General features: G+C 69.8%; 24 protein-coding genes. 15 read left to right on the forward strand and 9 right to left on the reverse strand.

Annotated elements, in window-relative coordinates; genetic code table 11:
- The first annotated feature begins 1 nt into the window (after nucleotide 1).
- The 6 genes from RALTA_RS22595 to RALTA_RS22620 are packed head-to-tail and all read left to right on the forward strand — an operon-like array spanning nucleotide 2 to nucleotide 5,454.
- Nucleotides 2–373: a DMT family transporter gene (locus tag RALTA_RS22595; protein ID WP_012356262.1), complete on the forward strand. Its 372-nt coding sequence runs from the start codon at nucleotides 2–4 to the stop codon at nucleotides 371–373.
- A 52-nt stretch (nucleotides 374–425) separates the two neighbouring features.
- Nucleotides 426–1,598: a DegT/DnrJ/EryC1/StrS family aminotransferase gene (locus RALTA_RS22600; RefSeq protein ID WP_041232576.1), complete on the forward strand. Its 1,173-nt coding sequence runs from the start codon at nucleotides 426–428 to the stop codon at nucleotides 1,596–1,598.
- Nucleotides 1,577–2,554: a glycosyltransferase gene (locus RALTA_RS22605; RefSeq protein WP_025586747.1), complete on the forward strand. Its 978-nt coding sequence runs from the start codon at nucleotides 1,577–1,579 to the stop codon at nucleotides 2,552–2,554. The genes RALTA_RS22600 and RALTA_RS22605 overlap by 22 nt, the downstream gene beginning before the upstream one ends.
- Entirely contained in the window at nucleotides 2,554–3,492 is a 939-nt protein-coding gene (locus RALTA_RS22610) for a formyltransferase (protein WP_012356265.1), read from the forward strand. Before RALTA_RS22605 ends, RALTA_RS22610 begins: the two co-directional genes overlap by 1 nt.
- Nucleotides 3,489–4,541, forward strand: coding sequence for a bifunctional UDP-4-keto-pentose/UDP-xylose synthase (locus RALTA_RS22615; RefSeq protein ID WP_012356266.1), 1,053 nt, complete (start codon nucleotides 3,489–3,491; stop codon nucleotides 4,539–4,541). Before RALTA_RS22610 ends, RALTA_RS22615 begins: the two co-directional genes overlap by 4 nt.
- Before the next feature lie 13 nt (nucleotides 4,542–4,554).
- Complete coding sequence (locus tag RALTA_RS22620) at nucleotides 4,555–5,454, forward strand: polysaccharide deacetylase family protein (RefSeq protein ID WP_012356267.1); 900 nt, start codon at nucleotides 4,555–4,557, stop codon at nucleotides 5,452–5,454.
- 71 nt (nucleotides 5,455–5,525) lie between these two features.
- On the opposite strand, the gene RALTA_RS22625 is transcribed toward RALTA_RS22620, so the two are convergent.
- From RALTA_RS22625 to RALTA_RS22640, 4 genes are all read right to left on the reverse strand, one after another.
- Nucleotides 5,526–7,631 carry a heavy metal translocating P-type ATPase gene (locus RALTA_RS22625; RefSeq protein WP_242405270.1) on the reverse strand — a complete coding sequence of 702 codons (2,106 nt, stop codon included), beginning with the start codon at nucleotides 7,629–7,631 and terminating at the stop codon, nucleotides 5,526–5,528.
- A gap of 349 nt (nucleotides 7,632–7,980) precedes the next feature.
- Entirely contained in the window at nucleotides 7,981–8,391 is a 411-nt protein-coding gene (locus tag RALTA_RS22630; protein ID WP_025584954.1) for a VOC family protein, read from the reverse strand.
- Nucleotides 8,392–8,509: 118 nt separating this feature from the next.
- Nucleotides 8,510–9,967 (reverse strand): heavy metal sensor histidine kinase, encoded by a 1,458-nt coding sequence (locus RALTA_RS22635; protein ID WP_012356270.1) that lies wholly within the window; start codon nucleotides 9,965–9,967, stop codon nucleotides 8,510–8,512.
- Nucleotides 9,964–10,653 carry a heavy metal response regulator transcription factor gene (locus RALTA_RS22640; protein WP_012356271.1) on the reverse strand — a complete coding sequence of 230 codons (690 nt, stop codon included), beginning with the start codon at nucleotides 10,651–10,653 and terminating at the stop codon, nucleotides 9,964–9,966. Before RALTA_RS22640 ends, RALTA_RS22635 begins: the two co-directional genes overlap by 4 nt.
- A gap of 226 nt (nucleotides 10,654–10,879) precedes the next feature.
- On the opposite strand from RALTA_RS22640, the gene RALTA_RS22645 reads away from it, so the two are divergent.
- Entirely contained in the window at nucleotides 10,880–11,299 is a 420-nt protein-coding gene (locus tag RALTA_RS22645; protein WP_012356272.1) for a hypothetical protein, read from the forward strand.
- Nucleotides 11,300–11,320: 21 nt separating this feature from the next.
- Here RALTA_RS22645 and RALTA_RS22650 read toward each other — a convergent pair whose 3' ends face one another.
- Nucleotides 11,321–11,623, reverse strand: coding sequence for an H-NS family nucleoid-associated regulatory protein (locus RALTA_RS22650; protein WP_025584949.1), 303 nt, complete (start codon nucleotides 11,621–11,623; stop codon nucleotides 11,321–11,323).
- A gap of 251 nt (nucleotides 11,624–11,874) precedes the next feature.
- Here RALTA_RS22650 and RALTA_RS22655 point away from each other — a divergent pair, with 251 nt between their 5' ends.
- Entirely contained in the window at nucleotides 11,875–12,150 is a 276-nt protein-coding gene (locus RALTA_RS22655; RefSeq protein ID WP_012356274.1) for a hypothetical protein, read from the forward strand.
- A gap of 24 nt (nucleotides 12,151–12,174) precedes the next feature.
- Here RALTA_RS22655 and RALTA_RS22660 read toward each other — a convergent pair whose 3' ends face one another.
- Together RALTA_RS22660 and RALTA_RS22665 are read right to left on the reverse strand one after the other, a co-directional pair.
- Nucleotides 12,175–13,059: a BKACE family enzyme gene (locus tag RALTA_RS22660; RefSeq protein WP_012356275.1), complete on the reverse strand. Its 885-nt coding sequence runs from the start codon at nucleotides 13,057–13,059 to the stop codon at nucleotides 12,175–12,177.
- Complete coding sequence (locus RALTA_RS22665; protein ID WP_012356276.1) at nucleotides 13,056–14,039, reverse strand: 3-hydroxyacyl-CoA dehydrogenase family protein; 984 nt, start codon at nucleotides 14,037–14,039, stop codon at nucleotides 13,056–13,058. Before RALTA_RS22665 ends, RALTA_RS22660 begins: the two co-directional genes overlap by 4 nt.
- A 130-nt stretch (nucleotides 14,040–14,169) precedes the next feature.
- Between RALTA_RS22665 and RALTA_RS22670 the strand changes: the two genes are divergently transcribed.
- The 4 genes from RALTA_RS22670 to RALTA_RS22685 all read left to right on the forward strand — a co-directional run bounded on the left by RALTA_RS22670 (nucleotide 14,170) and on the right by RALTA_RS22685 (nucleotide 18,902).
- Nucleotides 14,170–15,108 carry a LysR family transcriptional regulator gene (locus RALTA_RS22670; RefSeq protein WP_012356277.1) on the forward strand — a complete coding sequence of 313 codons (939 nt, stop codon included), beginning with the start codon at nucleotides 14,170–14,172 and terminating at the stop codon, nucleotides 15,106–15,108.
- The gene (locus tag RALTA_RS22675; RefSeq protein WP_012356278.1) at nucleotides 15,105–17,342 is read left to right on the forward strand and encodes a cation:proton antiporter; all 2,238 of its coding nucleotides are present in this window, start codon (nucleotides 15,105–15,107) and stop codon (nucleotides 17,340–17,342) included. The genes RALTA_RS22670 and RALTA_RS22675 overlap by 4 nt, the downstream gene beginning before the upstream one ends.
- A gap of 262 nt (nucleotides 17,343–17,604) precedes the next feature.
- The gene (locus RALTA_RS22680) at nucleotides 17,605–18,576 is read left to right on the forward strand and encodes an NAD(P)-dependent oxidoreductase (RefSeq protein ID WP_407637541.1); all 972 of its coding nucleotides are present in this window, start codon (nucleotides 17,605–17,607) and stop codon (nucleotides 18,574–18,576) included.
- A 149-nt stretch (nucleotides 18,577–18,725) separates the two neighbouring features.
- Entirely contained in the window at nucleotides 18,726–18,902 is a 177-nt protein-coding gene (locus RALTA_RS22685; protein ID WP_018008619.1) for a glycine zipper 2TM domain-containing protein, read from the forward strand.
- Between the two features lie 65 nt (nucleotides 18,903–18,967).
- Here RALTA_RS22685 and RALTA_RS22690 read toward each other — a convergent pair whose 3' ends face one another.
- Nucleotides 18,968–19,801, reverse strand: coding sequence for a glycosyltransferase family 2 protein (locus tag RALTA_RS22690; RefSeq protein ID WP_012356282.1), 834 nt, complete (start codon nucleotides 19,799–19,801; stop codon nucleotides 18,968–18,970).
- A gap of 39 nt (nucleotides 19,802–19,840) precedes the next feature.
- Complete coding sequence (locus RALTA_RS22695; RefSeq protein ID WP_012356283.1) at nucleotides 19,841–20,101, reverse strand: phosphopantetheine-binding protein; 261 nt, start codon at nucleotides 20,099–20,101, stop codon at nucleotides 19,841–19,843.
- A 265-nt stretch (nucleotides 20,102–20,366) separates the two neighbouring features.
- Between RALTA_RS22695 and RALTA_RS22700 the strand changes: the two genes are divergently transcribed.
- From RALTA_RS22700 to RALTA_RS22710, 3 genes are read left to right on the forward strand one after another with little or no spacing between them, the layout of a single operon-like run.
- On the forward strand, nucleotides 20,367–21,101 hold the full coding sequence (locus tag RALTA_RS22700; protein ID WP_050976517.1) for a COG4648 family protein: 735 nt from the start codon (nucleotides 20,367–20,369) through the stop codon (nucleotides 21,099–21,101).
- Between the two features lie 50 nt (nucleotides 21,102–21,151).
- Complete coding sequence (locus RALTA_RS22705) at nucleotides 21,152–22,873, forward strand: AMP-binding protein (protein WP_012356285.1); 1,722 nt, start codon at nucleotides 21,152–21,154, stop codon at nucleotides 22,871–22,873.
- The gene (locus RALTA_RS22710) at nucleotides 22,867–23,841 is read left to right on the forward strand and encodes an LpxL/LpxP family acyltransferase (protein WP_012356286.1); all 975 of its coding nucleotides are present in this window, start codon (nucleotides 22,867–22,869) and stop codon (nucleotides 23,839–23,841) included. The genes RALTA_RS22705 and RALTA_RS22710 overlap by 7 nt, the downstream gene beginning before the upstream one ends.
- Nucleotides 23,842–23,844 lie beyond the last annotated feature (3 nt).

A 23,844-nucleotide genomic window follows, 5' to 3' on the forward strand; every position in this document is an offset into this window, starting at 1 on the left:
CATGACGCTTTCCACTTTTGCTTTCATCCTGACCGGCGTGCTGCTCAATGCGGCGGCGCAGCTGTTGCTCAAGGCCGGCGTCAACGCCGTCGGCGCCATCACGCTGGATCGGGGCACGCTGCTGGTCACTGCGCTGCGCGTGCTGACGCAATGGCCGGTGCTTGCCGGGCTCACGCTGTACGTGGTCAGCGTGGGCGTATGGATCGTGGGCCTGTCGCGTGTGGATGTGTCGATCGCCTATCCGATGCTGTCGCTGGGCTATGTCGTGAACGCGCTGGCGGCCTGGTGGCTGTTCGGCGAGATCATCGGCCCCTTGCGCGTGGCAGGCATCCTCCTGATACTGGCGGGCGTTTTCCTGATCGCCCGCTCCTGATGGCTGTCCACGCCTTCGCCAGGCCTGACCGCTGCCGCCTCCCTTGCTCGCCATGACTGCATCCGCTGCCCCCTTCCTGCCCTTTGTCCGGCCCGATATCGACGCCGCCACCATTGCCGAGGTCGGCAAGGTGCTGGCCTCCGGCTGGATCACATCCGGACCGAAGATGCAGGCCTTCGAGGCCGCGCTGTCGGACCTGTTCGGCGGGCGCCCGGTGCGCACCTTCGCCAACGGCTCGGCCACCATGGAGATCGCGCTGCGCATCGCCGGCATCGGTCCCGGCGATGAGGTCATCACCACGCCGATCACGTGGGTCGCCACCGCCAACGTGGTGGTGGCCGTGGGCGCGAAGCCGGTGTTCGTCGACATCGACCCGCGCACGCGCAACCTGGATCTCGACGCGGTCGAGGCCGCCATCACGCCGCGCACGCGCGCCATCATGCCGGTCTACCTGTCGGGCCTGCCGGTCGACATGGAGCGCCTCTATGCCATCGCCACCCGGCATGGGCTGCGCGTGATCGAAGACGCGGCCCAGGCGATCGACTCGCGCTGGCGCGGCCAGCGCATCGGCGCCTTCGGCGACCTGGTCAGCTTCAGCTTCCAGGCAAACAAGAACATCACCACCATCGAAGGCGGCTGCCTGGTAATGAACACGCCCGAGGAAGCCGCGCGCGCCGAGCGCCTGCGGCTGCAGGGCGTGATCCGCACCGGCATGGACGGCATGGATGTCGAAGAGCCGGGGGGCAAGTTCAACCTGACCGACGTCAACGCCGCGGTCGGCCTGGCACAGCTGGAGCGCCTCGACGCCATCACCGCCCGCCGCGCCGAACTGGCCGACACCTATTTCCGCTGCGCCGCCGACAGCGGCCTGCAGGCCATGGGCATCGAGCTGCCGCAAGCGCTGGACCCGCAGGCGGCCACTACCAACTGGCACATGTTCCAGGTGGTGCTGCCGACCGAGCGCATGCAGGGCGGGCCGGCGCAGGCGCGGCAGAAGCTTATGGAAGCCATGCGCGAGCGCGGCATCGGCACCGGCGTGCACTACCCGCCGGTCCATCTTTTCACTTACTACCGCTCACTCGGCTGGCGCGAAGGCATGCTGCCGCACGCCGAGCGCATCGGGCGCGGCATCGTCACGCTGCCGCTGTTCCCGGCGATGCAAGCCTCCGACGTAGAGCGGGTCTGCGCAATCCTCAGCGAAACATGCAAACGTCTTTCCCAATGAGCCCGGTCGAGGTCTCGGTCGTCATTCCGGTCTACAACGAAGAAGACGGGCTGCAAGCCCTGTTCGACCGCCTCTATCCGGCGCTGGATGGCCTCGGTGAATCGTACGAGGTCATCTTCATCAACGACGGCAGCGTCGACCGCTCGGCGCAGCTGCTGGCGGCGCAATTCCACAAGCGCCCGGACGTGACCCGGGTGGTGCTGTTCAACGGCAACTTCGGCCAGCACATGGCGATCCTGGCGGGCTTCGAGCACACCCGCGGCAAGATCGTGATCACGCTGGACGCCGACCTGCAAAACCCGCCCGAGGAAATCCCGCGGCTGGTCGAGACCATGCGCGCCGGCCACGACTATGTCGGCACCATCCGCCGCCAGCGCAACGACACGGCGTTCCGCCGTTATGCCTCGCGCGCGATGAACGGGCTGCGCGAGCGCATCACCAAGATCCGCATGACGGACCAGGGCTGCATGCTGCGCGCCTATGACCGCAACGTGATCGACACCATCAACGCGTGCCGCGAGGTCAACACCTTCATTCCGGCGCTGGCGTACACCTTTGCCTCGAACCCGGTCGAGATCGAGGTCGGCCACGAGCAGCGCCACGCGGGCGAATCGAAGTACTCGGTGTACCAGCTGATCCGCCTGAACTTCGACCTGGTCACCGGCTTCTCGATCGTGCCTTTGCAGTGGTTCTCGGCCATCGGCACCGTGCTCTCGCTGCTGTCCGGGGTGCTGTTCGTGGTGCTGCTGGTGCGGCGCTTCGTGCTGGGCTCCGAAGTGCAGGGGGTGTTCACGCTGTTCGCCATGAATTTCTTCCTGATCGGCATCCTGCTGTTCGGCGTGGGCCTGCTGGGCGAATACGTCGGCCGCATCTACCAGGAAGTGCGCGACCGCCCGCGCTACCGCATCAAGGCCGTGCTGGAAGCCGACCCGGTCCGCACCGGCGTGGAGTCATGATGCGCGCCGTAGTCTTTGCCTACCACAATGTCGGCGACCGCTGCCTGCGCGTGCTGCATGCGCGCGGCGTGGACGTGGCGCTGGTGATCACGCACCGCGACCGGCCCGACGAGAACATCTGGTTCCGCCGCGTGGCCGACACCGCCACCGAACTGGGCGTCCCCTTCATCTTTGGCGAGGACCCGGCCGATCCCTCTGTCGAACAGGCGGTGCGCGACGCACGCCCGGATGTCATCTTCTCGTTCTACTATCGCGCCATGATCCCCGCCGGCGTGCTGGCGCTGGCACCGGGGGGCGCGTTCAACATGCATGGCTCGCTGCTGCCGAAATACCGCGGCCGCGTGCCGGTCAACTGGGCGGTGCTGCACGGCGAGACCGAGACCGGCGCCACGCTGCACGTGATGGAAGCCAGGCCCGACGCGGGCGATATCGTCGACCAGACCGCCGTGCCGATCCTGCCTGACGATACCGCCGGGGAGGTGTTCGAGAAGGTCACCGTGGCGGCCGAGCAGACGCTGTGGCGCGCCCTGCCCGCGATGATGGCGGGACAGACGCCGCGCCGTCCGAACCGGCTGGCCGAAGGCAGCTACTACTCGGGGCGCAAGCCCGAGGACGGCCGCATCGACTGGAACCGCCCCGCCGCCGAGGTCTACAACCTGATCCGCGCGGTCGCGCCGCCCTATCCCGGCGCTTTCACGGAACTTGCCGGACAGCGCTTCATCGTGGCGCAGGCGCGCCGACCGCTGCCGGGTGCGGCGCCGATGCCCGCCGGCACGCCAGCCGGCCTGCAGGTGCGCGACGGCCAGGTGGTCGGCGTGTGCGGCGACGGCGGTCTCATCATCGTCACGCAACTGCTGGCACAGGATGGCACGGCCGTCACGCCGCAGGCGCTTGCCGGACATCTCCATACCGAACAGTCCAACGAGGAAAACCGATGAAAAAGGTCCTGATTCTTGGCGTCAACGGCTTCATCGGCCACCACCTGACGCGCCGCATCCTGGAAACCACGTCGTGGGAAGTCTACGGCATGGACATGAACACGGACCGCCTCGGCGATCTCGTCGAGCATCCGCGCATGCACTTCTTCGAGGGCGACATCACCATCAACAAGGAGTGGATCGAGTACAACATCCGCAAGTGCGACGTGGTGCTGCCGCTGGTGGCCATCGCCACCCCGGCCACCTACGTGCGCCAGCCGCTGCGCGTGTTCGAGCTCGACTTCGAAGCCAACCTGCCGATCGTGCGCGCCGCGGTCAAGTACGGCAAGCACCTGGTGTTCCCGTCGACCTCCGAGGTCTACGGCATGTGCAGCGACGAGGAGTTCGACCCCGACGCCTCGCCGCTGGTCTACGGCCCGATCAACAAGCCGCGCTGGATCTATGCCTGCTCCAAGCAGCTGATGGACCGCGTGATCCACGCCTACGGCATGGAACAGGGCCTGAACTACACGCTGTTCCGCCCCTTCAACTGGATCGGCGCGGGGCTGGACTCGATCTTCGAATCGAAGGAAGGCTCGTCGCGCGTGGTGACGCAGTTCCTCGGCCACATCGTGCGCGGCGAACCGATCAAACTGGTCGACGGCGGCGCGCAGCAACGCGCCTTCGCCGACATCGCCGACGGCATCAGCGCGCTGATGCGCATCATCGAGAACCCGGGCGGCGTGGCCAGCGGCAAGATCTACAACATCGGCAACCCCGGCAATATCCACTCGGTGCGCGAGCTGGCCGAGATGATGCTGAAGATGGCCGCCGACTACCCGGAGTACGCGCAGCAGGCGCGCCTCACCAAAATCGTCGAGACCTCGTCGGGCGACTTCTACGGCAAGGGCTACCAGGACGTGCAGCACCGCGTGCCGAAGATCGACAACACCATCGAGGAACTGGGCTGGCGCCCGGAGATCGGCATGGAAGCGGCGCTGCGCCGCATCTTCGAGGCGTACCGGAGCAAGGTGGTCGAGGCCCGTACCCTGGTCGGTTCCGGCAACTGAGCGCGCAACGGACATGGCACGCATTGCCCTGAAGGTAGACGTCGACACGCTGCGCGGCACCCGCGAAGGCGTGCCCCGGTTGCTGTCGATGCTGGCGGCCGCGCAGGCACAGGCCACCTTCCTGTTCAGCCTGGGCCCGGACCATACCGGCTGGGCGCTGCGGCGCGTGTTCCGCCGCGGCTTCCTGCAGAAGGTGTCGCGCACCTCGGTGGTGTCGAACTACGGCTTGCGCACGCTGATGTACGGCGTGCTGCTGCCCGGCCCGGACATCGGCCGCAAGGGTGCCGCCGAGATGCGCGCGGCGCGCAGCGCCGGCCATGAATGCGGCATCCACACCTGGGACCACGTCTACTGGCAGGACAATGTGCGCGGGCGCGATGCCGCCTGGACCCGCGACCAGATGCAGCGCGCCTTCGCGCGCTTTCGCGAGATCTTCGGCGAGCCCCCGGCCACGCACGGCGCAGCCGGCTGGCAGATGAACGAGGCCGCGTTCCGCCAGATCGATATCTGGGGCATGGCGTACGCGTCCGACGGCCGCGGCAACGGGCCCTATGTCCCCACCATCGGCGGCGTGCCGTGCCGGCACGTGCAGATGCCGACCACGCTGCCGACGCTGGATGAGCTGATCGGCACCGACGGCCTGACCGAGGACATCGTCCACACGGCGCTGCTGAAGCTGACCGAAGGCACGCGCGACCATGTGTTCACGCTGCATGCCGAACTGGAAGGCGGCAAGCTGGCGCCCGTGTTCGAACGGCTGCTGGCGGGCTGGCGTGCGCAGGGGCACGAGCTGGTGTCGATGGGCACGTGGTATCGCGGGCTGGACTGCGCGACACTGCCGCGCCTGCCGGTGACGTGGGGGGAGATTCCGGGGCGCAGCGGGGAGTTGATCGTGCAGCCGTCACCCGGCTGACGAGCGGTCGCACCAAGCTATGGGGTACTCCTTCTCTCGCTTGCGGGAGGGAAGCAAACCGTCAGCAAGGATCACCCCCCGCGCCGCGCCCCCACCCGCAGCCCGTTGAACACCACCAGCAGGCTCGCCCCCATGTCGGCGAACACTGCCATCCACATCGTGCCCATCCCCAGCACCGTCAGCACCAGGAACACCGCCTTGATGCCCAGCGCCAGCGCGATGTTCTGCCTGAGGATGGTGGCGGTGCGGCGCGACAGCCGCACGAACGCCGGGATCTTGCGCAGGTCGTCGTCCATCAGCGCCACGTCGGCGGTCTCGATGGCGGTGTCGGTGCCTGCGGCGCCCATGGCGAAGCCGACATCGGCACGCGCCAGCGCCGGGGCGTCGTTGATGCCGTCGCCGACCATGCCGATGCGGCCGCCGCGGGCGTGGGCCGCGCCGGCCAGCGCGGCAATGGCATCGGCCTTGTCCTGCGGCAGCTGATTGCCGCGCGCTTCGTCGATGCCGACCTGCGCCGCGATCGCCTGCGCGGTGTGCGGGTTATCGCCGGACAGCATCAGCGTCTTGACGCCCAGCGCATGCAGTTCGGCAATCGCCTGGCGGCTGGTGTCGCGCACGGTGTCGGCCACCGCGAACAGCGCCAGCGCCGTGGCCGCGCCCTGGTCATTGACCCGCGCCAGCAGCACCACAGTCTTGCCCTCGCGCTCCAGCGCTTCCAGCCGCGCTTCCAGCGCCGGCGAGCACGCGCCCATCTCATGCACCAGCCGGTGGTTGCCAAGCCGGTATTCCACGCCCTGCACCGTGCCGCGCGTGCCGCGCCCCGCCAGCGCCTCGAACGCCTCCACCGGCAGCGTGTCGATCCCGTCGGCCCGCGCCGCCGCGGCCACCGCGCGCGAAACCGGGTGGTCGGAGCGCGCCGCCAGGCTGGCGGCAATGGCGCGCGCGTGCGGGACATCGTCGGCAAGCAGCGCATGGTCGGTCTGCGCGGGCTTGCCGTGCGTGATGGTGCCGGTCTTGTCCAGCGCCACCCAGGCCAGTTCGCGGCCCTGCTCCAGGTAGACCCCGCCCTTGACCAGGATGCCGCGCCGCGCGGCCGCGGCCAGCCCGCTGACGATGGTGACCGGGGTGGAAATCACCAGCGCGCACGGGCACGCGATCACCAGCAGCACCAGCGCCTTGTAGATCCAGTCCACCCAGCCGCCGCCGGCCACCAGCGGGGGCACCACTGCCACCGCCAGCGCGATCGCGAACACCGTGGGCGTGTAGATGCGCGCGAACTGGTCGACAAAGCGCTGCGTGGGCGCGCGGCTGCCCTGCGCGGCTTCCACCGCGTGGATGATGCGCGCCAGCGTCGAATCGCTGGCCGGCGCGGTCACGGTGTACTCCAGCTCGCCGGACTGGTTGATCGAGCCCGCGTATAGCGCATCCCCTTCGGCCTTGTCGACCGGCACGCTTTCGCCGGTGATGGGCGCCTGGTCCAGCGCCGACTGGCCGCGCACGACCTTGCCGTCAAGGGCCACGCGCTCGCCCGGGCGCAGGCGCACCAGCGTGCCGACGGCCACGCCGGCGGCCGGCACGGTCTCCCATCTGCCATCGGCGCGGCGCACCGTGGCTTGTTCCGGCGCCATCGCCATCAGGCCGCGGATGGCATTGCGGGCCCGGTCCAGCGACGTCGCCTCGATGCGCTCGGCCAGCGCGAACAGCACCATGACCATCGCCGCTTCCGGCCACTGGCGCAGCAGCAGCGCGCCGGTGACGGCGATGCTCATCAGCGCGTTGATGTTCAGGTTGGCGTTGCGCAGCGCGATCCAGCCCTTGCGGTAGGTGATCAGCCCGCCCAGCGCGACCGCGGCAAGTGCCAGCACCGCCGGCAGCCACGGCAAACCCAGGCCCAGCCATTCCGTCGCCTCGGCCCCCAGCGCGGCGACACCGGCCATCGCCAGCGGCCACCACGGCTTGCGTCCGGCGGTTTCGGGCAGCACTTGCTGCGCCGCTTCGGCGCCAAGCGGCACCGGCCGCATGCCCAGGCTTTCGATGGCCCTGGCCACCGGCTCCGCCGACGGCAGCGTATGGTGCACCGTCAGCACGCGCTGGATCAGGTTGAATTCGAGCGCGGCGATGCCGGCCATGCCGCCCAGCTTGTTGCGGATCAGCGTTTCCTCGGTCGGGCAGTCCATGGCGTCGATGCGCCAGGCCGCGGTGCTGGCGCCGGCAGGAACCTCGACCCGTGCCCGCTCCGTCAGCGCGACGGTGGACGCGCAGCCGCCGCCGCAGCACGCGGCAGGCGCCGGGTCAGGAGCATGAGCATGGGCATGGGCATGGGCATGGGCGTGATCATGCCCATGACAGGCGCCATGTGGCCCGTCGTGCCGGGTGGCGTGATCGTGAGGAAGAGCGTCTTCAGGTGACGTGCGAGCCATGTCTTGTTGTTGCCGCTGGTTTGACCTGATGACATTGAAGACCCTGTAGTGGCTACAGAGTCAAGCGGCATGGCGGTCGCGATGCCGGCCATGCCGCGGCGAGCCGCTAGTGCTCGCAGTTGACCATCCACGACATGCCGAAACGGTCCACCAGCATGCCGAAGCCTTCGGCCCAGAAGGTCTTCTGGTATGGCACCACCACCTGTCCGCCTTCGCTCAGCCCTTCGAAGATACGCTGGCCTTCGTCACGGCCGACTCCGCCCACCGACAGGCTGAAGCCACTGAACGCAGGGCGTTCGCCCGGACGGCCATCGGAAGCCATCACCTGGTTCTCGCCGATCTGCAGGTTGGCGTGCATCACCTTGTCTTTCCAGTCCTCGGGCACCGCCATGCCCTGCTCCTGCGGCGCCTCCTTGTAGCGCATCGCAAACGTGACCTGCGCCCCCAGCACCTTGCCGTAAAAGGCCACGGCTTCGTCGAAACGGCCGCCGAAATCCAGATAGGGTTGCACCTGCATGTTGCTCTCCTGGTTGTCCATCGGTTTGCATGACATGAGACCGGCCGGGCGCTGCGGGTCGAGCGCGGCCGGCACGCGCGCCATTATGCGCGCGCGCCGGGCCAGTGCAAGTGCGGGTTCAGGCGACGGCGGCAGGGGCGGCAGCCGCAGGCATCGGCACCGGCTCGGCCGGGAACTGCAGCGTGAACACGGTCAGTCCGTCGACGCTGCGCACCGTCACGCTGCCGCCATGCAGCCGCATGATGGTATCGACGATGGCCAGCCCCAGCCCCGTCGACGCCGCCGAGTTGCGCCGCGACGGATCGGCGCGGTAAAAGCGGCCGAAGATATGCGGCAGCGTCTCCGGCGGAATCGCCGGGCCCGGGTTGCTGACGCGGATGCTGGTGCCGGTGCCGGTGCCCGTGGCGGTGGGCGCGCGGGCGACATCGACCCGCACCGTGCTGCCCGCCGGAGCATGGCGCAGGGCATTGTCCAGCAGGTTGGTCACCGCGCGCCGCAGCAGCGTCTGGTCGGCCTGTACGGGGGCGGAGCCGGTGACCGACAGCACCACCTCGCGGTCCGCCGCCACGGCTTCGAAGTACTCGGCCATCTTGTCGAGCTCTTCGCGCGCGTCCAGCGTGCGCACGTCCAGCGCCACCTGTGCATGGTCGGCGCGCGCCAGGAACAGCATGTTCTCGATCATCCGCGCCAGGCGCTCGTATTCCTCCAGGTTGGACTCGAGCAGCGCTTCATACTCGGCCGTCTTGCGGCTTTGCGCCAGCGTGACCTGGGTCTGGCCGATCAGGTTGCTGATCGGCGTGCGGAAGTCATGGGCGAGGTCGGCCGAAAACTCGGACAGCCGCGAAAAGCTGTCCTGCAGCCGCGCCAGCATGTCGTTGAGCGCCGCCGCCAGCTCGCGCAACTCCGCCGGCGCGCTGCCCACGTCGAGCCGCGTGGCCAGGCGGCTGGTGGTCACCGCGGCGGCGTCGGCGGCCATGCGCCGCAGCGGCCGCAGCGCGCGCCGCGCCAGCGCAAAGCCCAGCCCGGCCGCCACCGCCGCGCCGCACAGCGTGGCCCACAGCAGCTGGTGGCGATATTCGCGGATCAGCGCGACGCGATAGCCGGCATCGCGCAGCACCACGATTTCCACGGCCTTGTCCGAATCGCCCAGCTGGCCCAGCGCGGCAATGCCGCGCGACGGCACGCCGTTCTTCGGCCGCCAGGTCTGCAGCATGGCCTTGTCGGGTTGCGTGGTGGCGGGCAGCACGCGCAGCGGCGGCAGGGTCTCGTTGCGCGGGTTCAGCGTGACCAGCGGCTCGCCCTGGCGCGTGCGCACCACCAGGATCAGGCCTTCGTGGCCCATCGCGATATCGGCAAAGCGGTGGGTATCGGCGCGGATCTCGGCTTCGCTGCGCACCTCGCGCAGCAGGTGGCGCACCAGCAGCACCTCGCCCACCAGTTCGCTTTCATCGCGTCCTTCCAGCTGGGCCGACAGCGCGCTCGACAGGTACGCCGCCACGCTGGCGAGGATTGCCGCCGTGGCCAGGCCGTATGCCAGCGCCAGCCGCGTGGTGAGCGAAGACGGCAGCCGCATCATGCGTCTTGCACCCGGTCATCGCCGTCGTCCAGCACATAGCCCATGCCGCGGCGCGTATGGATCAGCTTGCGCGGGAACGGGTCGTCGACCTTGGCGCGCAGGCGCCGGATCGACACGTCGACCACATTGGTGTTGCTGTCGAAATTGACATCCCACACCTGCGAAGCGATCAGCGAGCGCGACAGCACCTCGCCGCGCCGGCGCGCCAGCAGGTACAGCAGCGCAAACTCCTTGGAGGTCAGGTCGATCTTCTGGCCGGCGCGCACCACGCGGCGGCGGATGGCGTCGATCTGCAGGTCGGCCACTTCGATGAACTCGCTCTCGCGCAGCGGGCCGCGGCGCAGGATGGTGCGGATGCGCAGCACCAGCTCGGCAAAGGCAAAGGGCTTGACCATGTAGTCGTCCGCGCCGAGCTCAAGGCCCTTGAGGCGGTCCGACAGCTCGTCGCGCGCGGTCAGGAACAGCACCGGCGTGTCGCGCTCGCGGCGCAGCTCGCGCAGCACCTCCCAGCCGTCCAGCCCGGGCAGCATCACGTCCAGCACGATCAGGTCATAAGGATGCTCGCGCGCGTGGGCCAGGCCGTCCGCGCCGTCGCGCGCCAGGTCCACCACGAAGCCGGATTCGGTCAGGCCCTTGTGCAGGTAGTCGCCTGCCTTGGGTTCGTCCTCGACAATCAGGATACGCATGATTCAGTCACTTTCCGGCGGCCCAGTGCCGCCATGGCGTAACGCTAGCCGAGGATGGCGGCAAATGGGTAAAGATTGCAGAAATGTCATCGCCATGCCAACGCAATGCCACGGCATGGCCGCGCAAAACACCGGTAGAATGCGCGCTCACCGCCCTTGCGCGACTGGCCCGCGCATCTTCCTCCATTCTGCCGGTTTCCCTGCGATGAAATGCCTGCCTAGCTCCTTGCTGCTGTCTCTTGCCCTGCTCGCGCTGCCTGCCGCGGGCGCCACGGCGGCGGACGCCAGGGTGTCCGGCGTGGTGCAGGCGGCCGGCCTGTCGCTGCCGGACCGGCATGTCGCGGCCAAGCTGGCAGCGGAAGCGTCGCTCGACGGCGGCGCCGGCGCGGGTTGCGGCGGCGCGGTCCGCGTGATGGCCGAGCCGGCCGGCAGCGGCGCGCCGTTGCAGCTGGGCGAGCCCGATGCTCCCGAGGAGATCGCCCCGGATACCGCTTTGCAGACTGCCGCGGCTGCGGAAATGCTGCGCGAACTGCCCGCCGAGGTCTTCGTGCACCGCGCGCATGTGGCGCCCATGGCCACGTCGGCGGCATTCACAGGCATCCTGCCCATGCTGCCCGTCCTGCGACTGGTGCCCCCGCACTGCTGAGCGCGGGGCCCGGCAAAACACTTAATCGACGCGGAAGAATTCGATCGACTGCCCGGCGTTGACCGCCCGCTGCAGCCAGTCAGGATACTCGCCCTGCCCGTCCCAGCTCTGGCCAAGGGCATTGCGGTACAGCGGACGCGCGCCCGCGGCCTTCGGCGCGGCCGTGGCCGGCGACGGCGCCGCCTCGCCGGCGCCTGCCGACGCCTCCGGAACGTTGTCGAAGCATCCGGCCTCGACGAGATCGTCGAGGCTCAGGGCATGACGGTCCATTTGCTCGCGGATCCACGCCACCGCAGCGAGTTTGGCTGAATCAGACTCGGACATGACTTTTGTGAGAGGCCCGCTGCAATTCCGCGGGCAATGAAAAACCGGCGATGGAACCACAGGCCGGTCGGACAGCCATGATTCTACAGCCTTTGCCCGGCGACAGCTCCTGCGGCGTGGATGCGGTGCCGCTTACGGCGCGCCGGATGACGGCAATGTCATGTTGCGGTCATGCTCGTGTGGGTAGCCGCCACCTAGACTAGCCACACCGCCGCCCATTCCGGGCCGGCAACCTTACGGAGAAGCGATCCATGCATGCACTCAGGCAAGTCTTTGTCGCCACCGCCCTTATTGCCGGCGTTGCCGGCGCCGCGCAAGCCGCGCCACGCAGCGCCGATCCGTTCAGCGACGGCGCGCGCAGCGTCACCAGCACGCGCAGCCCGTTCACCGACGGAGCCCACACCGCCACCGGCACCCGCAGCAGCTTTACCGACGGCGAACACACCGCGACCGGCGCGCGCAACCCGTTTGCCGACGGTGCCCACAACCCGAACGCCCCGCGCGACAGCTTCACCGACGGCGCCTGACGGCGCCTTGCCCGCGCGCGCGCCTCAGCGCAACTCGCCGTAGATCCGGCGGGCATCGGCCGCATCCGCGATTGGCCGGCCCAGCGTCAGCCCGCCCTGCACCGCCTGCGCCACCAGCGCATGGTTGCCGGGCGCAAGGCTGCCGTCGCGCAACAGCAGGTTGTTCTCGAATCCCACCCGCACATGGCCGCCAAACGCGGCGGCCGCCGTCACGCAGGCATTCTCCTCGCGCCCGAACGCGCAGATGGCCCACGGCAGCGCCTCGCCGCCCTCGGCCGCGGCCTGCAGGAATGGCAGCAGGTCGTGCGGCGACGACACCTGTCCCGCCGAATAGCGTCCCAGCACATACAGCACCGACCACGCGCCCGGCGGCACCATGCCGCGCTCGCGCATGCGCTGCCAGCGCCGGACGTCGGCTGCGTCATACAAGATCACCTGCGTCATCACGCGCTCGCGCGCCAGCCAGGCGAAGAAAGCCGCCAGTTCGCTGTCCGCGATCTCAGGCACCGCCACTTCGCGCAGGCCCACCGAGACCGCCTCGGGACGCAATGCGCGCACCATCGCCATCTGCTCGGCAGCCTGGTACACGCCGGCGGCCTCGCTGGTCACCTGCACCAGCAGCGCGTCACCGACCGCCTGCCTGACCGCCGCCAGCGCGTCGCGGTAGGTCTGCACATCGAGCGAATGGCGGCCCTCGGCGTCGCGCACGTGCATGTGCATCATGGCGGCGCCGGCATCGAGGCAGGCACGCGCTTCCGCCGCCAGCGCCGCCGCGGTCAGCGGTACCGCGGGATGGTCGCTGGCGCGCTTGTAGGCACCGTTGGGCGCCACGGTGACGATCAGCGGCGATTCGGCCAGCGCGGCGCGCTGGGCGGCAGGCTGGGCGGCCTGGGATGGAGTGTGGGTCATGGCTGGATCTCGGGCAGTTCGGGCGCGATCAGCGCCAGGCCGGCGCGCAGCAGGTGGTCATAGCGCGCGCGCTCGGCGGCGATGGTGTCAGGCGTCCACGCATAGAAGCCCTCGCCGCGCTTCATGCCGTGCCGGCCGTCGGCGGCGCGCTCGGACAGGCAGCGCGCGGGATGGTCGTCGTTGCAGAAGGTCGGGTACATGGTGGCGCCGGCGGCCGCATGCACGTCGATGCCGGCGTGGTCGCGCTGCAGCACCGGCCCTGCGGCCAGGAAGCGGAAGCCGAAGCCGAAGCGCACGGCCGCATCGACGTCCTCGGGCGAGGCAATGCCACGGTCGATCAGGCTGAAGGCCTCGCGCGACAGCGCATGCTGCAGCCGGTTGGCGAGGAAGCCGGGCAGGTCCTTGCGTACCTTCACTGGCACCATGCCGCAGCGGCGCATAAAGGCCGCCAGCGCGTCCGCGCAACTTTCGTCGCTGGCATCGCCCATCACCACCTCCACCAGCGGCACCAGGTGCGCCGGCATGAAGAAATGCAGGCCAAGCATGCGCGCACGCGTGTCCAGGCCAGCGCCGATCGCGCTGATCGGGAAACTGGAGCTGTTGCTGGCCAGCAGCGTATGCGGGCGCGCACGCGCCACCAGCTCGGCAAACAGCACCTGCTTCAGCGCCAGGTCCTCGGGAATGCATTCGATCACCAGGTCGACCGATGCCCAGTCGACGGCGTCGAGCGTCGCCGCCACCGCGAGGCGTTCCGCACCCGCTTCGCGGCCGATCGCGGCGAGGTTGGCGCGCACCCGCGCGGGCAGCGCGCCGGCACGTCCGGCATCGGGTTCGACGATGGTGGTGCGGCACAGCGCGCGGGTCAGCACCACGGCGACATCGGCGCCCATGGTGCCGCCACCCACCACTACGGCATGGGCGGCGCCGGGCCGGCTCAGTATCGATGGCGTGGGCAGGGGTGCGGGGCTGGGGTTCGGCATGATTGGTCCTGGCATCCCGCCAGTGTAGAGATCCCGCTTTGATAGAAGAAGTCGATTTTCTGGATAAAATGATCTGCAAACCAGATCAATCGCTTTCCGTCCGGCCACGCATGCGTGCCGGACCGCCGCCATGCACATCAACCTGTCGATGCGCGACATCGAGACCACGCTGGTGCTGGGCCGCACGCTGAACTTCCGCCAGGCCGCCAGCCAGCTTCACCTGTCGCAATCCGCCCTGTCCACGCAAATCCTGCGCATCGAGGAAGCGCTAGGCGTGCGCCTGTTCGACCGCACCACCCGCACCGTGCGCCTGACCGCGGCGGGCCAGGTCTTCATGCAGCAGGCCGCGCTGCTGCAGGCGGCGTTCCGCGGCGCCATCGACGCCGTGACCGGCATCGCCAGCGCCGAGCGCGGCCAGGTGGCGGTGGCCGCGCTGCCCTCGCTGGCGGCGCGGGTGCTGCCGCGCGTGCTAATGGCCTACCACCAGGCCCGCCCCGAAGTGGCGCTGAAGGTGTTCGACACCCTGTCCGGCCCGGCCTTCGACCTGGTCCGCGCCGGCGATGTCGATTTCGCGCTGACCGCCGCCGATCCGCAGCAGGCGGACCTGCACTATGAGCCGCTGCTGTCGGACCGCTTCGTGCTGCTGATCCCGTCGGCGCACCCGCTGGCACGCAGCCCCGGACCGCTGCGCTGGGCGGATACCGCCGACGCGCCGCATGTGTCGATGACCCATCCCAGCAGCGTGCGCCAGTACGCGGAATGGGCCTTCCTGCAGAACCGCATCCGCTTCCAGCCGGTGTTCGAGGCCGAACGCCTGGCCACCATCGCGGCCATGGTCGAATGCGGCTTTGGCGTGGCCGCGCTGCCGGAGATCGCCGCGGGCACCGTGCGCCAGCCCGGGATTGTCGAACGGCTGCTGACCGCGCCGGTCACCGAGCGCTCGATCGGCCTGGTTACCGCGCGCAACCGCAGCCTGTCGCCGGCCGCGGCAGAGCTGGCGGCGGCCGTGCGCGCGCGCCTGGCAAGCCCGCCACTGCCCGCCGCGGCCGACACGGAGGCCGGCGCATGAGCATCATCGTCGATATCCTGATCCTGGCCGGCGTGCTGCTGGCCATCGTCGCCGTGGTGCAGGTGGCCGCGGCGCGGCTGGTGCTGCCGGAATCCACGCTGCTGTCGGCCATCGGCATCGCCATCGGCGCCGGCTATGTCGCCATCGACGCCGCCCACCCGGACTTCGCCCGCCACTTCCTGCATCCGCTGATCGACCCGGCCTTGCCGCCCGAGGCCTACCTGTGGATTTTCCTGCCGCCGCTGCTGTTCCACGCCGCACTGACCGCCGACGTGCGCGGCATGTTGCCCGACGCGGCGCCGATCCTGCTGCTGGCGGTGATAGCGGTGGTAGTGGCCACCGGTGTCATCGGCGTGGCCACCGCGGCGGCCAGCGGCATGCCGCTGGCGGTGTGCCTGCTGCTGGGGGCGGTGGTGGCCACCACCGATCCGGCCGCGGTGATCGCGATCTTCCGCGACGTGGGCGCGCCGGCGCGGCTGATCCGGCTGGTGGAAGGCGAAAGCCTGCTCAACGACGCCGCCGCGATCGCCATCGTCGGCGTGCTGGTGGCCATGCTGACGGGTCATGGCGCGCAGGCAACGCTGGCGGCGGGCCTGCGCGAACTGGCGTGGGCCTTTGCCGGCGGGGTGTTGTGCGGCGCGCTGGCCGGCCGGCTGGTGTCCGACCTGCTGCCCCGGCTGGCCGGGCTGGCCATGGCGGAAAGCGCGCTGACCCTGGCGCTGCCCTACCCGCTCTATCTGCTGGCCGAGCAATTGCTGGGCGTATCGGGCGTGGTCGCGGTGGTCTGCGCCGGGCTGATGGTCAGCGCGCTCGGTCCCACGCGGCTGGCGCCGCCCAACTGGCGGCACCTGCGCATGATGTGGGAGCAGTTCGCCGGGATTGCCGGCGCCGTGGTGTTCCTGCTGGCCGCCGTACGCGTGCCTTCGATGCTGGCGGGCGTCACCGGCCATCATGGCTGGCTGTTGCTGGCGCTGGTGCTCGCGGCGCTGGCGGCGCGCCTGGTGACGCTGTTCGGGCTGCTGCCACTGCTGTCGTGGCTGCGGCTGAGCGCGCCGATCGATGGCGCCTTCAAGCTGGCCATCGCCTGGGGCGGGCTGCGCGGCGCGGTCACGCTGGTACTGGCGCTGGGCATCGCCGAGAACAGCGACCTGCCCTATGAAACGCGGCATTTCGTCGCCATCCTGGCCACCGGGTTCGTGCTGGTCAGCCTGCTGCTCAACGGCACCACGCTGCGGGGCCTGATCCACCGGCTGGGCCTGGACCAGCTTTCGCCGCAGGAGCGGGCGCTGCAGCTGCAGGCAATCCGCCTGTCCACCGAAGAAGTCGAAGCGATGCTGGCGCGCGTGGCCGAATCGTTCGACCTGCCACCCGCGATCGCGCGCGAGGCGGCGCAGAAGTACCGGCACGGCATCGAGCTGGGCTCGGCGGAATTCGACTTCGACACGGCCCTGTCCGAGCGCGACCGCCTGAGCATCGGCCTGGTCACGCTGGCCACGCGCGAGCGCGAGCTGATTCCCGAATACGGCGACGGCGTGATCTCGGTGGCCAACCTCGACGCGATGATGCGCAACACCGCGCAGATGATCGACGCGGCGCGCGAACACGGGCGCATCGGCTACAACCGCGCCGCGCGGCATATCCTGGACTATCACCTGGGCTTCAAGGTGGCGCTGTTCCTGCATCGCCGGCTGGGCTTCGACCGGCCGCTGGCGCGCGCGCTGGCCGACCGCTTTGAATTGCTGATCTGCCGCCAGACCGTGCTGGACCGGCTGCGCCGCTACAACCGCTCGATGCTGACGCCGGTGTTCGGCGCGCGCATGGCGACGGTGCTCGACGGCGTGCTGGAAGACCGCTCGCGCGCCGCCGCCGAAGGCCTGGCCGACATGCGCGGCAAGTTCGGCGCCTATACCGTGGCGCTGGAGCGGCGCCTGCTGATGCTGTTCGCGCTGCGAAAGGGCAGGCTGTCGCTGGAAGCGATGCGCGAAGAGGCGGTGATTTCCAAGCAAGCGTTCAACCAGATCGCCCAGGTGATCCAGCAGGCGTGGCATGCCAATCTTCAGCGCCCGCCCTTGCGCGGCGTGACGGACTACGCGGGCGGGCCCGGCGCGGCGCCGGGCCCGCGGCCGTCAGGAGGGATCCTTGGTGCGGGTACGCGAAACGGCGGCCATGATGCCGATGCCGAGCACAATCAGGCAGGCAATGCCGATATAGACCGGCGCCAGCCCGGCCGTTGACAGGCCCCAGGCAATGCCGCCCACCAGAACCAGCAGGCCGATGATGTATAGCGCGAATGACATGAGTCGGCTCCTTCGGAGGTGCAACCTGTGTTCAATGTAGGCAGCGTGCGCGGCGCGAGGGATAGGACAAGGACGGATGCTGGCGTAGGCGGGTTCTGACCCGCTTGTGACCTGGCCTGAGAATTTGCGTGACTTGTCAGGTCCTTTGCCGCCGGCGCCTCCGGCCCGCTGTCATGCCCGGCGGCGCGCGCCTCTGTATCTGTCCGGGTCGCCAGCCGCCTCGTATACTCGCGGGACCGGCGCCGCCGCGCCTCACCGATCCCGAACATCAAACAAGCAACGGAGCAGCAGCATGCGTGTCGCATTCCTCGGACTGGGCGTCATGGGTTTCCATATGGCCGGGCACCTGGTTGCCAGGGGCCACGAGGTCACCGTCTATAACCGCACCGCCGCCAGGGCCCAGGCCTGGGTGGACCGGTTCGGCGGCAAATCCGCCGCCACCCCCGCGCAGGCCGTGCGCGATGCGCAGGTGGCCTGCTCCTGCGTCGGCAACGACGACGACCTGCGCGCGGTGCTGACCGGGCGCGACGGCGCCTTCTTCGGCGCGCCCAGCGGTTGCATCTTTGTCGACCACACTACCGCCAGCGCCAACGTCGCGCGCGAGCTCTACACGGCGGCCGGCGAACGCGGCCTGCACTTTGTCGACGGCCCGGTCTCGGGCGGCGAAGTGGGCGCGGAAAAAGGCATCCTGACCATCATGTGCGGCGGCGACGCCGAGGCCTTTGCGCGGGCCGAGCCGGTCATCGCCGCCTACGCGCGCGCCGTGACCCGCATCGGCGAATCCGGTGCCGGGCAGCTGGCCAAGATGGTCAACCAGATCAGCATCGCCGGCCTGATCCAGGGCCTGTCCGAGGCCATTGCCTTCGGCGAGCGCGCGGGCCTGGACATGCGCCTGGTGCTGGACGTCATCAGCAAGGGCGCGGCCGGTTCCTGGCAGCTGGAGAATCGCGGCCCCACCATGATCGACAACAAGTTCGACTTTGGCTTCGCGGTGGACTGGATGCGCAAGGACCTTGGCCTGTGCCTGGACGAAGCCCGCCGCAACGGCGCCAGCGTGCCGGTCACCGCGCTGGTGGACCAGTTCTACGCCGACCTGCAGCAGATGGGCTGTGGCCGCGCCGACACCTCATCGCTGATCAAGCGGCTGCGCCAGCACAGCGATAAGGCGTGAGGGCCACGCGCACGCCACCCCGCCGTCGTCCGATTCCTACAGGGCAATCGGCGCCGTACGGAAGGGCCGCGCCGCGCCACAAGCGTAAAGTGGACGCATGAGGGCCGCGCCGCTGGTGTCGCGCGGCCGGCCCGGCAACGGAGACCATCATGTGGAAACTCGCAGGCGCGCTTCTGGTAGGCGCAAGCATGGCGCTGGCCGGCTGTACGGCGGCGGGCGCGGTAGCCGGCGGTGTCGCCGGGCATGAACTGACCGACGGCAGCACCGCCGGCACCGTCGGCGGCGCCGTGGTGGGTGGCGTGATCGGCCACGAGCTGGGCAAGTGACAGCCGGTACGGCGCCAGAAAGCATCCAGGCCGCTGCGTGCGGCCTGGATGCTTTTGCTTGCGAGCTAAGTGGTGTGGCCTGACGCGGGCCCGCCCGAAGACCGGCGCAAGCGCCGCCACAGCAGCGCCGGCAAGCGCACCACGAAGCCGGCCAGCAGGCGCAGGTGCATGCCGGTCAGCAGCAGGTTGTCGCGCAGGTAGCGGAAGTGCGAGACCCCACCCTCGCGCCGGTCGAAGTAGCGCACCGGGGCGTCCAGGTTGAGCGGACGCACGCCGCGCCAGCACAGCCGCACGGCCACCTCCGGATCGAAATCGAAGCGCCGCATCCAGCGGCTGTCCTGCATCACCGCACGCAGCGGCGCGATCGGGTAGACGCGGAAGCCAAACAGCGAATCGCCGATGCCGGCCCACAGCGTCTCCACGTCCACCCACAAATTCGACATGCGCCGCCAGTAGACCCGTTCGCGCGGGGCACTGGCGTCGAAGCGCGGGCGGCCCAGCACCATCGCGTTGGGATTGCGCCGCGACACCGCCATGAAGTCCGGAATGAGTTGCGCAGGATGCTGGCCGTCGGAATCCATCACCAGCACATGGGTGTAACCCGCCGCCTCGGCCCGCTCGATGCCATGCAGCACCGCGGCGCCCTTGCCCTGGTTGCTCGGCAGCACCAGCACCTGCAGCCCGGGATCGGCGGCGGCCTGCGCCTGCAGCCACTCGGTGCTGCCATCGGTGCTGCCGTCGACCACCACCCATACCGGAGTCCAGGCCGCGCGCGCGCCGCGCAGCACCTCGTGCAGGCGCACGCCGGGGTTATAGCTGGGGATCAGCACCAGGTGGGTGGCCGAAGGCTCGGCGCCGCCTGCCACCAGCGCCGGCGCGGGCGTGGCTTGCTGCGGCATGTCGTGGTCCTGTCCGTGCTGAAGGAAATGGTGACCGGGCTAGCGCGTGCGATGTTCCGCCAGGTAGGCGGCCAGGCTGCCCAGTGAAGTGAAGATGGTCTTGTTGTCCGGGTTGTCCGAGCGCAGCTCGACGCCGTACTTGCGCGATACCAGCAGGGCGATCTCGAGGATGTCGATGGAATCGAGCCCGAAGCCTTCCCCATAGAGCGGCGTGGCGGCGTCGATGTCCTCCAGCCGCAGTTCGGCGATGTCGAGTTCGTCGAGGATCAGGCGGGCAAGTTCGGTTTCGAGTTCGGTCATGTTGCAAAATGGCTGAAACGCCGCTGCGCCGGCCGTGCCGGGCAGTTCAAATCCCGGTGCGGACGTCGGGCACCCGAATGCTATCAAACGGGGCATTCCCGGGCCAGTCGAGAGAAGTTTAGTAACAACATCAATCACCTATTCGGGAATCATCATCGCGCCCTGAGGGTCTTTTGGGGTATAAAGCGTTCGCTTCGCGTGCCGCCGGGCCATTATCCGGCGCGGCCCGCGCTAAGCGACTTACGCAACACACCAACTCCCACCGATGCCTTCGAGCCAGCCCGTTGACCGCTTTTCTCCGCCCGCCCCAGGGGCTTTGACCGCGCCGGACGCCGCAGTCCCGTCGTGGCGGCGCCATGCCTGGATCGGCGCGGTGGCGGGTTTCGTGGTCTACGAATCGGCGCTGCATCGCGCGGCCCATCACCCGGGGGCCGAGGTGACCGCGCTGGCGCTTGGCGCGGCGCCGTTCCTGCTGATCGGCTTCGTCGCCTGCCGCCGCCTGGCGGGTCGCGTCCCGGCGCTGCTGGCGCTGCTGGCCGCATGCGCCGCGCTGTGGTTCTGGCGCGCACCGCTGGCCAGTCATTTCGGCTGGACCTACTACCTGCAGCATGTGGGCGCCAATGCCGCGCTGGGCGCGATGTTCGCGCTCAGCCTGCGCCGCGGCCGGACCCCGCTCTGCACGCAGATCGCCACGGTCATCCATGGCACGCTGTCGGCGGCGCATGCGCGCTATACCGTGCGCGTGACCCAGGCCTGGACCCTGTTCTTCGCCGCCATGGCGGGCGTCTCGACCCTGCTGTTCGTGCTCGCGCCGGTGGCGGCGTGGTCCAGTTTCGCCAACCTCGCCACGCCGCTGCTGATCGCGCTGATGTTCGCGGGCGAGGCCGTGTACCGCCGCATCGCCTTTCCGGCCATGCGCCACGGCGGCCTGCTCGACGCGGTGCATGGCTATCGCGCGCTCATGACGGACCGTGCGGCCCGGCCCGGGCTGCCGCGCTGAGGCGCCGGCATCCTCTCCCCGGCACCGCGACCCGCGCACAGGTTCCGTCCATGTCCACGCTTCCCCTCGTCGCCCACGCCACGCCCGACGATCTCATCGCCTGGGCGCACGGACGGCCTGTCACCGTGCGGCAATTCTTGGCCGATGCAACCCGCCTCGCGGCCGCGCTGCCGGCTGGCGGCCATGTATTCAACGCCTGCGCCGACCGCTACCGCTTCACCGTCGGGCTGTGCGCGGCGCTGCTGGCGGGCAAGCCGACGCTGTTGCCGCCTTCGCACACGCCCGAGACGGTGCGCCAGCTGCTTGCCTTCGCGCCCGACGCCTTCTGCCTGCACGACCAGCCCGATGCGGCCTTCGACATGCCGGCGATGCAGTACCAGGATGTCCCGGCGGCCACAGCGGCGCCCGGCCCGGTCGAGATCCCGCGGATTCCGGCGGCGCAGGTCATGGCCTACGTGTTTACGTCCGGATCCACCGGCACGCCGGTGCCGCACCGCAAGACCTGGGGCGCCATGGCCGGCTGCGCACGCGCCGCGGCGCAACGGCTCGGCCTGCTCGACGGCAGGACGTGGACGCTGGCCGGCACGGTGCCACCGCAGCACATGTTCGGCCTCGAAGCCACCGTCATGCTGGCGCTGCAGGGACGCGCGGCGCTGGTGGCCGCGCCGGCGTTCTATCCGGCCGATGTCAGTGCCGCACTGGCGGCGGTGCCGGCGCCGCGCGCGCTGGTCAGCTCGCCGGTGCACCTGCGCACGCTGGTGCAGTCCGGCCTGGCCATGCCTGCGGCCGACCTGGTGCTGTGCGCCACCGCGCCGCTGGGCCGCGAGCTGGCCGCCGATGCCGAGGCACTGTTCGCCGCGCCGCTGTGCGAGATCTACGGCAGCACCGAGACCGGACAACTGGCCACCCGCCGCACCGCCCGGGAAGACGCCTGGACCCTGGTGCCAGGGGTACGGCTGCAGGCCCGCCCCAACGCCGCCGGCGACGATACCGAAACCTGGGCAGAAGGCGGCCATATCGAGCAGCCGGTGCCGCTGGGCGACGCGATCGCGCCGCTCGACGCGCAGCGCTTCCTGCTCCATGGGCGCAAGGCCGACCTGCTCAACATCGCCGGCAAGCGGACTTCGCTGGGCTACCTGAATCACCAGCTCACCGCGATAGACGGTGTGCGCGACGGCGCGTTCTTCATGCCGGATGACGCGCATGAAGGCGACGCGCATGGGCACGTGGTGCGCCTGGTGGCCGTGGTGGTCGCCCCGGGCCTGACGCCGGCCCGCTTGCAGCAGGCGCTGCGCGAGCGGATCGACCCGGCCTTCATGCCGCGCCCGCTGTACTTTGCCGACCACCTGCCGCGCAATGCCGCGGGCAAGCTGCCGCGCGAAGCGCTCGCCGCGCTGGTGGCAAGGCTGTCCGCCCCGCGGCCGCGCCATCCCGCGCCTGCGCCGGACTTTGTCATCGACACTGGCCACCCTGCCATGGCCGGTCACTTCCCGGGCCGCCCGATCGTGCCGGGCGTGGTGCTGCTGGACCATGCGGTGCTGGCGCTTGGGGCCGCGCGGGGCCGCCCGCTTGCCGTCGCGCAGGCAAGCATGCTGAAGTTCCTGAGCCCGGTGCGCCCGGGCGAACGTGTCGAGGTGCTGCACCAGTCCGAGGCGGCAGGCGATGGCGGCGAGACCATCCGCTTCACGCTGCGCAGCGCCGGGCGCGATGTCGCCAGCGGCACGCTGCAGGTACGCGCCAACGTGCCGCAAGCCGGAGCGTTGCCATGCTGAGCTGGCTGTGGCGGCGCCAGGCGCCGCTGGATGCGGAATGGTCCAGCCGCGAAGAGCGCGGCAGCATCACGCTGCTGCGCGTCATGACGTGGATCTCGCTGGCGCTGGGCCGGCCCGCCGGGCGCGTGGTGCTGCGGGCCATTGCCGCCTACTTCATGCTGTTCGCGCCGGCGGCACGCCATGCGTCGCGCGCGTACCTGGACCGCGTGCTGGGACGCCAGGCCGGCTGGAGCGACGGCTACCGCCATGTGTTTACCTTCGCCTCGACCATCCACGACCGCATCTACCTGCTCAACGGCCGCTTCGACCTGTTCGACATCCGCCTGCATGGCGAGCAGCAGCTCGAAGCCGCGATGGCGCGCGGCCGCGGCGCCATCCTGCTGGGCGCGCACCTGGGCAGTTTCGAGGTGGTGCGCGCGCTCGGCCGGCGCCACCCCGAGATGGAGGTGGCGATCACCATGTACGAAGAAAACGCGCACAAGCTCAACGACGTGCTGCAGTCGATCAATCCGGCGATGCGCCAGGACGTGATCGCGCTGGGCCGCTTCGACACCATGCTGCGCGTGCGCGACTACCTGGACCGCGGCTACATGATCGGCATGCTGGCCGACCGCACGCTGTCGCAGCGCGCCACCGACCCGGTGCAGCAGTGCGATTTCCTCGGCGCGCCGACGGGCTTCCCCACCGGCCCGCTGCGCATGGCGGCCATGCTGCGGCGGCCGGTGTTCTTTATCACCGGCCTGTACCGCGGCGGCAACCGCTACGACGTCCATTTCGTGCCGCTGGCGGACTTCACCGACACCGCGCGCGGCCAGCGCGAAACCGCGGTGCAGGCTGCGCTGGCGGACTACGTGCGGCTGCTGGAGCGGTTCAGCCGCAGCGCCCCGTACAACTGGTTCAACTTCTATGACTTCTGGCACGCCGGCCCGCCGCTGTCCGAGCAGCCGCCGCCTGGCAACGAGCCCTAACCC

This window comes from Cupriavidus taiwanensis LMG 19424 (assembly GCF_000069785.1).
GTDB classification, from domain to species: Bacteria; Pseudomonadota; Gammaproteobacteria; order Burkholderiales; family Burkholderiaceae; genus Cupriavidus; species Cupriavidus taiwanensis.